Annotated in this window: 13 protein-coding genes and 3 tRNA genes; 7 read left to right on the top strand and 9 right to left on the bottom strand. The window is 50.8% G+C overall.

The features are described from left to right. Positions 1-55: 55 nt before the first annotated feature. From pgsA to HV318_RS05245, 5 genes are all read left to right on the top strand, one after another. A complete protein-coding gene (gene pgsA, locus HV318_RS05265) occupies positions 56-604 on the top strand; it encodes a CDP-diacylglycerol--glycerol-3-phosphate 3-phosphatidyltransferase (RefSeq protein ID WP_006176115.1) in 549 nt (182 codons plus the stop codon). 152 nt (positions 605-756) lie between these two features. Then, a tRNA-Gly gene (locus HV318_RS05260) sits at positions 757-832 on the top strand. A gap of 51 nt (positions 833-883) precedes the next feature. Continuing rightward, a tRNA-Cys gene (locus HV318_RS05255) sits at positions 884-957 on the top strand. Positions 958-968: 11 nt separating this feature from the next. Then, positions 969-1,055: transfer RNA gene (locus HV318_RS05250), tRNA-Leu, on the top strand. A 321-nt stretch (positions 1,056-1,376) separates the two neighbouring features. Beyond that, a complete protein-coding gene (locus HV318_RS05245; protein ID WP_182271871.1) occupies positions 1,377-2,060 on the top strand; it encodes a DUF2076 domain-containing protein in 684 nt (227 codons plus the stop codon). Positions 2,061-2,556: 496 nt separating this feature from the next. On the opposite strand, the gene HV318_RS05240 is transcribed toward HV318_RS05245, so the two are convergent. The 6 genes from HV318_RS05240 to HV318_RS05215 form a co-directional block, all read right to left on the bottom strand. After that, positions 2,557-3,600, bottom strand: coding sequence for a sensor domain-containing diguanylate cyclase (locus HV318_RS05240; RefSeq protein ID WP_182271870.1), 1,044 nt, complete (start codon positions 3,598-3,600; stop codon positions 2,557-2,559). A 458-nt stretch (positions 3,601-4,058) separates the two neighbouring features. After that, positions 4,059-4,775: an ABC transporter ATP-binding protein gene (locus HV318_RS05235; protein ID WP_182271869.1), complete on the bottom strand. Its 717-nt coding sequence runs from the start codon at positions 4,773-4,775 to the stop codon at positions 4,059-4,061. Then, on the bottom strand, positions 4,772-5,647 hold the full coding sequence (locus tag HV318_RS05230) for an ABC transporter ATP-binding protein (protein WP_182271868.1): 876 nt from the start codon (positions 5,645-5,647) through the stop codon (positions 4,772-4,774). Before HV318_RS05230 ends, HV318_RS05235 begins: the two co-directional genes overlap by 4 nt. After that, entirely contained in the window at positions 5,644-6,933 is a 1,290-nt protein-coding gene (locus tag HV318_RS05225; RefSeq protein WP_182271867.1) for a high-affinity branched-chain amino acid ABC transporter permease LivM, read from the bottom strand. The genes HV318_RS05230 and HV318_RS05225 overlap by 4 nt, the downstream gene beginning before the upstream one ends. Positions 6,934-6,944: 11 nt before the next feature. Further along, a complete protein-coding gene (locus HV318_RS05220) occupies positions 6,945-7,859 on the bottom strand; it encodes an ABC transporter permease subunit (protein WP_182274534.1) in 915 nt (304 codons plus the stop codon). A gap of 100 nt (positions 7,860-7,959) precedes the next feature. Further along, complete coding sequence (locus tag HV318_RS05215; RefSeq protein ID WP_182274533.1) at positions 7,960-9,081, bottom strand: branched-chain amino acid ABC transporter substrate-binding protein; 1,122 nt, start codon at positions 9,079-9,081, stop codon at positions 7,960-7,962. Between the two features lie 416 nt (positions 9,082-9,497). On the opposite strand from HV318_RS05215, the gene HV318_RS05210 reads away from it, so the two are divergent. After that, on the top strand, positions 9,498-10,166 hold the full coding sequence (locus tag HV318_RS05210) for a YecA/YgfB family protein (protein ID WP_182271866.1): 669 nt from the start codon (positions 9,498-9,500) through the stop codon (positions 10,164-10,166). A gap of 31 nt (positions 10,167-10,197) precedes the next feature. Here HV318_RS05210 and tyrP read toward each other — a convergent pair whose 3' ends face one another. Further along, a complete protein-coding gene (tyrP, locus tag HV318_RS05205) occupies positions 10,198-11,409 on the bottom strand; it encodes a tyrosine transporter TyrP (protein WP_182271865.1) in 1,212 nt (403 codons plus the stop codon). 204 nt (positions 11,410-11,613) lie between these two features. Here tyrP and HV318_RS05200 point away from each other — a divergent pair, with 204 nt between their 5' ends. Further along, complete coding sequence (locus HV318_RS05200) at positions 11,614-11,850, top strand: YecH family metal-binding protein (RefSeq protein ID WP_182271864.1); 237 nt, start codon at positions 11,614-11,616, stop codon at positions 11,848-11,850. Positions 11,851-11,887: 37 nt separating this feature from the next. On the opposite strand, the gene ftnA is transcribed toward HV318_RS05200, so the two are convergent. Continuing rightward, positions 11,888-12,385, bottom strand: coding sequence for a non-heme ferritin (gene ftnA / locus HV318_RS05195; protein ID WP_182271863.1), 498 nt, complete (start codon positions 12,383-12,385; stop codon positions 11,888-11,890). Between the two features lie 203 nt (positions 12,386-12,588). Next, entirely contained in the window at positions 12,589-12,927 is a 339-nt protein-coding gene (gene yecR, locus HV318_RS05190) for a YecR family lipoprotein (protein ID WP_182271862.1), read from the bottom strand. Positions 12,928-12,952 lie beyond the last annotated feature (25 nt).

The raw sequence follows: 12,952 nt of genomic DNA, 5'->3' as shown, positions 1-12,952 counted from the left end.
GGCTCTGTAGCAACATAGAGCTAAATTTTACTGACAACAGACAGTTACCGTCATTATGCGATTTAATATCCCTACGTTGCTCACTCTCTTTCGCGTCGTGCTCATCCCATTCTTTGTACTGGCATTTTATCTGCCGGTTGTCTGGGCTCCCTTTGCCTGTGCGCTGATTTTCCTGGTTGCCGCCGTCACCGACTGGTTTGATGGTTATCTGGCGCGTCGCTGGAATCAAAGCACCCGCTTTGGGGCGTTCCTTGATCCAGTGGCCGATAAAGTGATGGTCGCTATCGCGATGGTGCTGGTGGCTGAGCATTATCATACCTGGTGGGTGACGCTGCCTGCGGCAACCATGATTGGCCGTGAGATAATCATCTCTGCCCTGCGTGAGTGGATGGCGGAGCTGGGTAAACGCAGCAGCGTGGCGGTATCCTGGATCGGTAAAGTTAAAACAACCGCGCAGATGGCGGCTCTGGTCTGGATGCTGTGGCGTCCAAATGCCTGGGTTGAGTGGGCGGGTATTGGTTTGCTGTGGGTTGCCGCAGTGCTGACGCTGTGGTCCATGCTGCAATATTTGAACGCTGCGCGCGGAGATTTGCTTGAACAGTGATCGTTTCGCCGTAAATTTCAGCAAACGATCCAGGGATGTAAAAAATAACGTTGACTCAAAACGTCATATCAGTAGAATGCAACGCATCGAACGGCGGCACAGTTAGCCGGACGATAATGAAATCAAGTGGTTAGCTGTTAACTTGATGACATGCGGGAATAGCTCAGTTGGTAGAGCACGACCTTGCCAAGGTCGGGGTCGCGAGTTCGAGTCTCGTTTCCCGCTCCAGATTAAATGCATCGGCAATTGCGGGTGCTGGTCGAAAGACAAAAGATTTAAGGCGCGTTAGCAAAGCGGTTATGTAGCGGATTGCAAATCCGTCTAGTCCGGTTCGACTCCGGAACGCGCCTCCACTTTCTTCCCTGGCCGGATGGTGGAATCGGTAGACACAAGGGATTTAAAATCCCTCGGCGTTCGCGCTGTGTGGGTTCAAGTCCCACTCCGGCTACCATGGGAAACAAAGAATAAAATCAATGATAAGCAGTGTCGTGAAACCACCGAAAGGTGGTTTTTTTGTGCCTCCAGTCTGGGCGCTATTGCAACTGTGAAAAATGGTTACCTGCTTTTCATCCCACCAATAGGTGTAATGTCAGTCACTTAAGGTGACTGGCATTGTATTTAAAAGGGTATTTGGATTTTTTTCGCCCCGAAAGCAGAGCGAGTTTCAGCTAACTTGCAACCAATCTTAAACAAACCTTTTGCTCGTCAGACACAGGTTGTCGCCGCTGATAAACTAGATGGTATCCACCCTGGAGAGCGGAAGGTTATTGTCATGCAATATGAAGAACAACAGCTTATCAACGGCCTTTTCGAACGTCTGAAACAGACCGGACAACAAAACAGCCAACGGGATGCAGATGCAGAGCGTCAGATCGCGGAATTCGTCAGACAGCAGCCTGCGGCCCCCTACTATATGGCGCAATCGATTTTGATTCAGGAAGCGGCGCTGAAACGCCTGCAGGCCCGGGTTCAGGAGCTTGAAAGCGAATTAGCCGCGCAAAAAAGCAAACCCTCGACGGGCGGCAGTTTCCTCGGCGGCCTGTTTGGTGGTGGGAAAAGCAACCCGCAGCCGGACAACAGCTGGAATGCCCAGCCGCAACAGCCACCGGCGCAGGATTATTCACGGGCGTCAGCGCCGGCTTTGGCTCCTCGCGGCGGCGGTTTTATGGCAGGCGCGCTCCAGACAGCCGCTGGCGTGGCCGGTGGCGTCGTGCTGGCCGAGATGCTGACCAGTATGTTCCATCAGTCGCGGCCGGAAGAGATCGTGAACATCATCGAAGAACCGACAACACCCGCCGGTGGTGAGCCGTTTGTCGGTAATCAGTACGGCGACTTTAATAATGTCTCTGACACCCGTTTCCTCAACCAGGATGATCCGTTCGGCAATAATAACGACACCTGGCAGAACGACGATGCAGATGACGACTACAGCAATGATGACGACAGTTTTATTTAACGACGTTAACGCTGGATAGAAAAAGAGGCCTTACGGCTAATGCCAGTCACTTAAGGTGACTGGCATTGTGTTTAAAATCCCTCGGCCTTCGCACTGTGTGGGTTCAAGTCCCACTCCAGCTACCATGGGAAACAAAGAATAAAATCAATGATAAGCCGTGTCGTGAAACCGCCGAAAGGTGGTTTTTTTGTGCCTGAAATCCACATCCAGCGCTCACGGGGCACAATCTCCACTCTGGTTATTTCGTGCGAGTCCGTCAGGCAGGCAAAACATCGTCCAGCATCATTCTCCCGCGAAGTGAGTCGATGGAAGCCAGGGTTATTTCTCAGACAAATATTTTGACAGAAGAGATTGCGCACAGCCCCGGCTTCAATCGACATAATCAGGTGCTCAGTAAACGGGCTATGATATCCGGGAGAAATTTTATTAAAGATTTAAAAACGAAAGATAAAATTATCGGCAGGCTTTTACACTTATTATTCTATAAATCAGGTGGCTATGTTGAAAATTTAACAATGTTTCTTCCCGAATTTTTTGCATTGTAAAGGGCTTTGTCGGCTCTTGCATAAATATCCTCAATTTGAACGTCGCCCTCATGAATTGCGGTGAAACCAATACTGGCAGTACATGTTATAGTTTCATCGAAATATTTTATAGTTATATTTTTTATGAGTTCACGTATTGAGTTGTAGAATGTGTAAGCCGAATTTTGAGATAAATTTGATGAGGTTGCCAGAGCAAATTCTTCACCTCCAATGCGGGCGAAGAAATATCCAGAAGGAATGGTGGATGTTATCTCCAGAGATATTGTTCTGAGTATAACATCGCCAGCGGCATGCTCATAATAATCATTTAGCTTTTTGAAATGATCAATATCCAGTATGCCAAAGAAAAAAGCTTCTCTATCTTTGTTGTAATGATGTATTTTCTCGCTAATGAATTTATTAAACTCACGGCGGTTGGGTACGCCTGTTAAATAGTCTGTTGAAGCAAGTTTATCCATTTCCATTACCTGCAAATGCAAGGAGATGTTTAGAGCGATCCAGTTTGCCAGACACTGCAGCTTCAACGCTTGAGACTTAGTATAATAGTGCTTATTTAAATGGCCTACATTCAGGGTTCCAATACATTTATTTGAAACCAGAAGAGGGGCATCCATGCACGTTTGAATACCATTAGCGAAGAGCATTTTACAATCGATCTCCTGGGATTTTGACAGATTATCACAAATCATTAATTTTCTTTTTGTAAAGGCTCTGCCAACAAATGATTGGTCGATTGGAACTTTGAAGTCAAGAGGTATTGCCTGATTACCAGAAATAGAATACAGTTCTAAATGCTTTTGGTTATTGTAGAGCGTTAAACTGACTCTGTCAGCATAGAATAAGATATTGACCCATTCTGAGAAAGTGTCCAAAACCATCTTAAGTGATCGAGACTCTGATAGCTTGTGGATAAAAGCTGCTGGCAGGATTATACTATTTTCCTCACCATTTCCCATTAGTAACTCTTGCGGGTCAAATTCTCTTTCGTAATCCATAAGCAATTCCGTAAGTATTTATAGTTATATCAGAATGTAGTGAATGAACTATCTAAATGATTTTGCTGAATGTTGCATGTAGTATACCATTTATCTATGGATTTGCACTCATTTTTCTTATCAATTCCATATGAATAAATGCATGGTGTAATATTACAGTTCAAATTTGCGGGCTACTTTCTTGATACTCTTCTTGCATAATAGATATCAGAATAAATTCATTAACTGTGCTAATAATTCATAATTGCATAGATACGAAGAAGTTTAATGATGCACAGTGAAGTGAGAACGAAAACTAATTTCATTATTTTTAATCTGTCTTATGAAGATCTGCGACAGGTGACATAAAACATCACATACTAAAAGAACAGTGTTCAAAAAGAATCTCATATTACAGAGAGTGACTTACTGAGATTGCCTGGTGATTTATTTTACGCTGCAGGGTTTCAGCTTCGCAATTAAACCCCTCCCAGATACGCTTTCCTCACCTCCTGATTTCCCAGTAGTTCTTCGCCGCTGCCACTCAGTCGAATCTGACCGTTCACCATGACATACCCACGATTGGACAGCTTCAGCGCGTGGTGCGCATTCTGCTCCACCAGAAAAATGGTCATTCCATTGCGGGCCAGCTCACGCAGCGTCTGGAAGATCTGTTTCACTACAATCGGAGCCAGGCCCAGGCTGGGTTCATCCAGCAACAGCAGCTTCGGGCGGCCCATTAATGCACGGGCGATCGCCAGCATTTGTTGCTCTCCGCCGGACATGGTCATGGCGCGCTGTTTGCGACGCTCTTTGAGACGCGGGAACAGGTCGAACATACTTTGCATATCACTGGTGGCATGCTGGTCCCCGATTGGGATGGTTCCCATCAGCAGATTCTCTTCAACGGTCATATCCGGGAAAATACGCCGACCTTCAGGAGCCTGCGCGATGCCGCCGGAAGCGACATAGTGGGTGGATTTATGGCTGATATCCTCCCCGCAAAAAAGGATCTGCCCGCTACGGATACGGGGTTGCCCAAAAATAGACTTCAGTAATGTCGATTTGCCCGCACCGTTAGCACCAATCAGCGCCACGGTTTCGCCTTTATTAACTTCCAGGGAGACCTGCTTCAACGCCTGGATCACGCCGTAGAACACATCCACGTCACGAAATGCCAGCATCGGTTCACTCATAAATTGACCTCGCTTTCATCGGTACCCAGATAGGCGGCAATCACTTTTTCATCATGCTGGATCTGCTCTGGCTTGCCCTGGGCAATGACGTCACCGTGGTCGAGCACGATAATATTGTCCGAAATCTCCATCACCATTCCCATATCATGCTCAATCAGTAATACCGTGATGTCGTGGTGGTCGCGCAGAAAACGGATGATGTTACTCAGCTTACGCGTTTCAACCGGGTTCAGCCCGGCGGCGGGTTCATCCAGACAGATCATCTCCGGCCCGGTGCACATCGCCCGCGCGATCTCCAGACGCCGCTGTTGGCCATACGACATCTCTCCCGCCAGACGATTCGCGCAATCCACCAGATCCACCACCTCCAGCCAGTAAAATGCCCTGTCCAGTGCATCACTTTCCGCCCGCCGGTAAGCCGGTGTATTCAGCACACCGGCCAGCAGATTACGATTAACGCGCATATGCTGCGCGACCAGCAGATTTTCAACGACCGACATTTCGCGAAAAAGGCGGATGTTCTGGAAGGTGCGCGCAAGCCCCGCGCGATTCACAAGATGGGTACCGCCGAACATTTTGTAGAAAAGACGTTTCCCGAACTGCGCCGGGTTTACCCAGTCGCCTGACTGGAATTTTTGTCCAAGCACCTGAATGACGTTGGTGGTTTGACTTCGCGTATTGAATAATATGCTGCCGCCAGACGCTTTATAGAAGCCGGTCAGGCAGTTAAACACGGTCGTTTTTCCCGCACCGTTTGGGCCAATAAGCGCCGTAATCGATCCACGCTGCACCTCAAGATTGACGTCGTTTAATGCCTTAATACCGCCAAAATGCATCATCAGGTGTTCAACGCATAATATCGTTCCGTTCATGGTGCAACACCCTTACGCACGGCAAACCCGCTGCGGTTAATGCGGATCAATCCGCGTGGACGCCAGATCATCATCACCACCATCAACATGCCAAACAGCAAGACGCGGTACTCTGCAAAGCTACGCAGAAGTTCCGGTGTGACGGTAAGCACAAAGGCTGCCAGCACGACGCCCAGCGTTGACCCCATCCCGCCCAGCACCACGATGGCGAGGATCAGTGCGGATTCAAAAAAGGTGAACGAGGTCGGGTTCACAAACCCCTGCCAGGTGGCGAAGAATACGCCTGCAATCCCGGCCGTTGATGCGCCCAGCGTAAAGGCTGAGAGCTTGACCAGAACATGATTTAACCCCATTGAACGACAGGCAATTTCATCTTCCCGTAGTGCCTCCCATGCCCGGCCAATCGGCATGCGCGTCAGACGGTGCTTGATGTAAAGCACCAGCAGCACCACCAGAAACAGTACCGCGTAGATAAAGATAAACTTCATGTTCGGGTTATATGTCAGGTGGAAAAATTCGTGAAACGGCACGCCGCCTTCTTTAGCGCGCCGGCCAAACTCGAGACCGAAGAAGGTGGGAGGAGGAGCCGAGACGCCGTTAGGGCCGCCGGTAAAGGCCAGCCAGTTGTTCAGGATCAGGCGGATAATTTCTCCGAACCCGAGCGTCACAATAGCCAGATAGTCACCATGCATACGCAGCACCGGGAAACCAAGCAAGGCACCCGCGGCGGCGGCCATCAGCGCCGCCAGCGGCAACATGCTCCAGAACCCTAATCCCAGATACTGATACCCCAGCGCCAGGCCGTACGCGCCAATGGCATAAAAGGCGACATAACCCAGATCCAATAACCCCGCCAGACCCACAACGATATTCAGTCCCAGACCAAGAAGAACATAGATCAGCCCGAGAATGGCAACCGTCAGCACATATTTGGTGGCGACAAAGGGAAAACAGATCGCCAGCGCGATGATCAGGGGGATTATCCAGCGCATGCGGCTCTTGTATTCCGGTGGCCGGACATAAACGCCCGCGCTGTCAGCGTCAAAACGTGCCTGGAAGCGTGCGCCAGCGGGAGTACCTAAAAAGGCGCTCAGCAGAAAACGCCCCAGCATAACGATGCCGACCATCCACGCCAGCCGCTGCCCGGCAAAGTTAAAGCTGTATCCGTCCAGCACCACGCCTGCGATAGGGCCGAAAATAATCAATGCAACCAGCCCGGAAAAAATGGCGTCCAGAATGCAGCGTTTAAGAGAGAAACCATCAGTCGAAACCGCGCGTGATCTCATTGCTTTCTCCCTCACACTTTGGCCACGATGGGCCGACCAAGCAGCCCCTGGGGACGGAAAATCAGGATCATGACCAGTAATCCAAACGAGAACACATCTTTATAATCCGAGTTCACCATGCCGGAGAATTGTGCTTCTGCTACGCCCAGAATCAGCCCGCCGAGCATCGCGCCTGGCAGGGAGCCAATGCCGCCGAGCACCGCCGCCGTAAAGGCCTTGATGCCAATGACAAACCCGACATAAAAATCAAAGGTGCCGTAGTTCATGGTGATTAACACACCCGCCAGTCCGGCCATCGCCGCACCGATGACAAACACCAGGGAAATAATCCTGTCGGTGTTAATGCCCAGAATGGAGGCCATTTTGCGATCCTGCTGTACCGCCCGACACATCCGTCCAAGGCGGGTATTGCTGATTATCCAGGTGAGCAGCAGCATTCCCGCGAACGAGGCGACCAGAATAAAAATTTTGGTGTAGGTTATCTGGACAAAACCTTCACCCAGATGCACGCGGAATACACCATCCAGCATGGTAGGCACCCCTTGCTGGCGCGGCCCCTGGCTTAACTGCGCATAGTTTTGCAGGATAAGCGACATCCCAATGGCGGAGATTAGCGGGGCAAGACGGGTGGAGTTACGTAGCGGTTTGTAGGCAATGCGCTCGATAGTCCAGCCGTAGACACCGGTTACCACAATGGTGAAGACCAGCGTGCCGAGGATCAGCAGGGGGAATGACTGCAGGCCGAAGAATGACAGCAGCGCCAGGCCAATGGCACAGAGATAGGCGGAGATCATATACACTTCGCCGTGGGCGAAATTAATCATACCAATGATGCCATACACCATCGTATAGCCGATGGCGATTAATCCGTAGACGGAACCCAGCGTTAAGCCATTGACTAACTGTTGCAGGAAGAATGTACTCATCATCGCGCGCTCGTGTTCTGAGGCCGCGCCTTGCGCGCAGCCCGGTGTTTATTACGCGTCGACAGGCGAACCTGCCGACGTTGAGCGTGACTCCGTCCCGTTACTGCACTTCCTTATATTTCCCTTTGTCGTCCCACTGATACACCACGTAGTCAGAGACTTTCAGGTCACCTTTGCCGTCCCAGGCTTTTTTGCCCATCACCGTATCGACGGAATTGGCTTTCAGCCATTCGCTGGCTTTGGCCGAGTCCTTGCCACCCGTGGCCTTAAAGGCGGCAGCAATCGCCTGAACTGAAGCGTAGGAGTAGAGGGTATAACCTTCCGGTTCGAATTTACCCGCGCGGAATTTCTCGATAACGGCCTTACCGTCCGGGATCAGTCGCGGATCTTTACCAAAGGTCATATAGATACCGTTGGTGTATTGCGGGCCGCCCGCCGCGGTCACCATCTCTTCGTTGACAATACAGTCACCGGAGAAGAACTTCGCCTGCACGCCCTGTTCGCGCATCTGGCGAACCAGTGGGCCTGCCTCCGGGTGACAGCCGCCGAAGAACACCACGTCCGGCTTTTGCGCCCCAATTTTAGTGACCAGCGCGTTAAAGTCTTTTTCCCCGCGTGATAACCCCTCGTACATCACATCCTGGACACCGCGTTTTGCCAGCGCGGCTTTGGTGGCATCCGCCAGACCCTGGCCGTACGTGTCTTTATCGTGGATGATCACCACGCGTTTGGCTTTCAGCTTGTCGATGATGAAATCACTGGCGACCTGGCCCTGCTGATCATCGCGGCCACACATGCGGAACATATCGCTCATGCCACGTTCGGTGATCAGTGGGTTGGTTGAGCCGGGGGTGATGGTAATAATGCCCGCATCGCTATACACCTCAGAGGCGGGCATGGTGGATGAGGAGCAGAAATGGCCGACAACCGCGTTGACTTTTTCCTGGTCGACCAGACGGTTGGCGACCGCGACGGCTTGTTTAGGCTCGCAGGCATCATCCCCCTGAACCAGTTTAATCTTTTCACCGTTGATCCCTCCTGCGGCGTTAATGTCTTCAGCGGCCTGCGTTGCGCCGTGCCAGTATTGATCGCCATAGGTGGCATTGGGGCCAGTAAACGGCCCGGCCACACCAATCACAATATCGGCCTGGGCGGAAAATGCCGTGGCCAGACAACCGGCCAATACAAGAGAAAGAGGACTTCTGATAAGTTTCAGCGACATCATTATGTTCCTTAGCAAAGAGGTTTTTGCACCACGGTAAAAATCCGAACGTCCGGCGGTGCAGCCAATCCAGAAGCAAGAGCGAGAACAAAATAACGAGCTCCAGACAACATCCTGCTTAATACGGCGAGGTTTCCTTGCGCGGTGAAGCGCACAGAACATTAAGCAAAATGGTTGCCAGAATGGCTAACCCATTGACTGGGTTGCGACATGTTTGAGTATAGAGCGCCGTTTTATGCAGCCTTGCGGAACGGCCTGAAATTACAGCGGAGATCACATCTCATTAACAATAAAGCCCATAAGTTGTGCAAGGGTCACGATTTGCACGTTTTTGCAGCAATAAAGACCTAAACTTCAGATAGGCACAGGCGGCGATATGTGTCAGGATCTTTCCTTTTTTATCAGGAGTGTCAGCAATGACTGAAGGCCCGTTAAATGAAAGTGAAATGGAGTGGCTGGAAGAGACGTTAATGTCCTACGGTCATGACGATGCGTCCGTGATTGACGTGTCCGAACTCGACGGCATGCTTACTGCAGTGCTTTCCGGCCCCGTTGTGGTTGAGCCAGATGCCTGGCTGGTGGCGGTATGGGGTGGCGAAAAGTACATTCCACGCTGGAAGAACGAACGTGAAATGAACCGTTTTATCGATCTCTGCTTTAAGCATATGAACGATATTGCTGAGCGCCTGAGCGAATACCCGGAACAGTTTGAGCCGATGTTTGGTTATAACGACGTTGACGGTCAGAGTTACACCGTCGTTGAAGAGTGGTGCTATGGCTACATGCGCGGCGTGGCACTGACAGACTGGTCAGCATTGCCGGAAGAACTGAAGGCCGACCTGGACGCTATTGCGCTGCACGGTACAGAGGGGAACGGCGAGAAGCTGGATGAACTGACCGAAGAGGAATACAAAGCCAGTATCGAGAGCATCCAGCCTGCGGCACTGCGTTTGTATAACTACTGGGTGGCTAACCCGCAGCAGCCGGAAGCGAAAAAGCCAGTTGTTAATGGAACGAAGGTCGGGCGTAACGATCCGTGTCCGTGCGGCAGCGGAAAGAAATTTAAGAGCTGTTGCTTGCACTGATAAAAAAGGGGCTACTGATAGCCCCTTTTCCTTAACCCACTTCCGGTAACATCCCTGCCGCAATTAACATCTGCACCAGAATAACCACGACCCCACAGCCAAATACTATACACAGCAGAGGTTTCCCGCCGGCAACGCGATACCCTTGTTGAGGATGCTGTTGGCGACTCTTCCATGCCAGCAGGGAAGGGAGCAGCAGGGCAAGGACGGATAACGCCACGCCCGCATATCCCAGCGCCATCACAAACCCACGCGGATAAAACAGTGCAAAGGCCAGCGGAGGCAGGAAGGTGATGGCACCCGTCTGTAAACGTCCGGTGACGGTATTGCGACGCTGGAACAGATCGGCCAGATAATCAAACAGACCGAGTGCCACGCCCAGGAACGAGGTCGCCAGCGCCAGGTCGGCAAACAGATGCACCGCCAGCTCAACGTGCGGAGAGGTCACTACCTCACGCAGTGCCAGCAGGAAACCATTCAGACCGGCGTGTTCCGCCATCAGGCCAGTGAAGGTCGACGCGTCAATACTGCCCAGCGTCACCAGTTGCCAGAAAATATAGGCAATCAGTGGAATGGCACTCCCGATGACAAAGACGCGGCGAAGTTTGCGAATGTCGCCATTCATATAGCTGACAATGCTCGGCACGCTACCGTGGAAACCAAATGAGGTGAAAATCACCGGAATGGCGGAGAGCGCCAGTCCTTTTTCCAGCGGCAGCGTCAGCAGGTTAATTTTGTGAACATGTGGTGCCAGCAGAACCAGCATGACAATCAGAAAGAGAATTTTGGCACTGAACAGAAAACGGTTAAACAGGTCGACCAGCGAGGTGCCGACACAGACCACGCCACCGCCAATGAGCGCAAAGAAGATGGCACCCGTCGCCGGTGTGATGTCAGAGCCGAACCAGTCGTTGACGCTGGAGGCGATCAATTCCCCGGCTCCGCTGATATAGGCTGCGGTCAGAGCGTACATCAGGAACATCATGCTAAAGCCGGTGACCCACTGGCCGTAGCGCCCCAGATAGCGCGCGGCAAGTGAACCCAATCCGGTATCGGCAGGCACGTGCTGATAAACTTCGAGCAGAAGCAGTGCGGTATAGCACATCAAAGCCCAGAGCGTGCCGAGCAGCAGCAATGTCACACCAAATCCGACGCCTGCGGCCGCCAACGGCATTGCCAGCATTCCTGCGCCAATCGTCGTTCCGGCGACGATAAAAATACTTCCCAGTGTTCTGTTTTTCACGCTTTCCTCTACAACGACTCTCAACCGCGACAAAATCTGCGGCGCAGAGTAAGGGAAAAGTCATACCTCGTCAAATCACCGTTACAACTGGTGTAATTAATTGTTTACGAATCTTTGGCGATTGGGGAGAGATAAACCTGCGCCAGCGCAAAGCGTGCTTCGGGACGAGCGTTTAGTCTGCTTGTTTTTTCAGAGGGGATGACAATGTCAATTCATGGACACGACGTGCTCAATATGATGATTGAGTCGGGCGAGCAATACACGGAACGCAGTCTGGTTGAGGCTATTCATGCACGCTTTGGTGAAACGGCGCGTTTTCATACCTGTTCAGCTGCAGATATGACTGCGGTGGAGCTGGTGGCATTTCTGGCGGCGCGCGGAAAATTTATTCCGGCGACGGACGGTTTTTCGACGCACGAAAGTAAAATCTGCCGCCATTAAAATAAAACGGTGCTGAAGGATCAGCACCGTGAGGGAATTAATTCTGGGTGTCGAGGGTAGAAAGTTCTTTATCGATAAAGTAAAGACCCTCACCTGATTTACCGGCCAGAGAGAGTTTGTCCAGTACGGATTTAAACAGTTTTTCTTCTTCGTGTTGCTCAGCAACATACCACTGCAGGAAATTAAAGGTCGGATAATCCTGGCTGGTCATTGCGGCATGAACCAGCTCGTTAATTTTCTGGGTGATCAGCTGCTCGTGCTCGTAGGTGGCGCGGAACAGTTCATCGAGCGAACCGTATTCAGCAAATGGTGACGCTACGGTTTCGATGCGCGGCAGGCTGCCCGTATCGGTCAGATAAGCAAACAGACGCTGCATGTGCGTCATCTCTTCCTGGGCGTGACGACGCAGAAACGCGGCTGCACCTTCAAAACTGTGATAGCTGCACCAGGCGCTCATCTGCTGGTAGAGCAGAGATGAAAAAAGTTCGAGGTTCATTTGTGCATTGAGCTTGTCGATCATTTCCGTTTTCAGCATGGTGAAGCTCCGGTGTATTATTTCTGGTTTATGATGAGCGATACTATAATTTGTTATTGAATTATTTGCAAAAAGTAAAATAAATAGATGCTTATTTAAAAATACGAATGGGAATAAAACGCATTGGCAATTTTTATATTTATTAATGCGAATTATTTTTGTTCTTAGTTAAATACACTGCCAGTAAGGACTGGCAGCGCTGATTAATACCACGGATTTTTGGCGTTAGGGTTAACGGCATATCCCATGCATTTGTACTGGATAGTCACGGTCTCGTTCAGACACACAGACCCGCTAATAAGGGTACAGGTTTTAATGGGCTGACCGTAGGCGGAGGCGGTGGCATATCCCATGGTCTGACACGCTTTTGCTGCAGTGCCGTTATTAACATACCCATCGGATTGGGCGTTTTGCAGTATCGCCTGGCCGTAATCAAGGCGGACTATCCCGTTTGGTGCGTCCAGACTGCTTACCTCTGCCTGGCGGTTAATGCTACACCCCGCGAGCAGCAGGATCGTACCGACAACGAATACTCTTTTCATAGTTCACTCTGAGTGAATGGAAATA

It is taken from the genome of Enterobacter sp. RHBSTW-00901 (assembly GCF_014103115.1).
Classification (GTDB): Bacteria; Pseudomonadota; Gammaproteobacteria; order Enterobacterales; family Enterobacteriaceae; genus Enterobacter; species Enterobacter cloacae_P.
The sequence above is the reverse complement of the archived record's forward strand: the minus strand, read 5'-3'. Positions and strand labels throughout refer to the sequence as shown.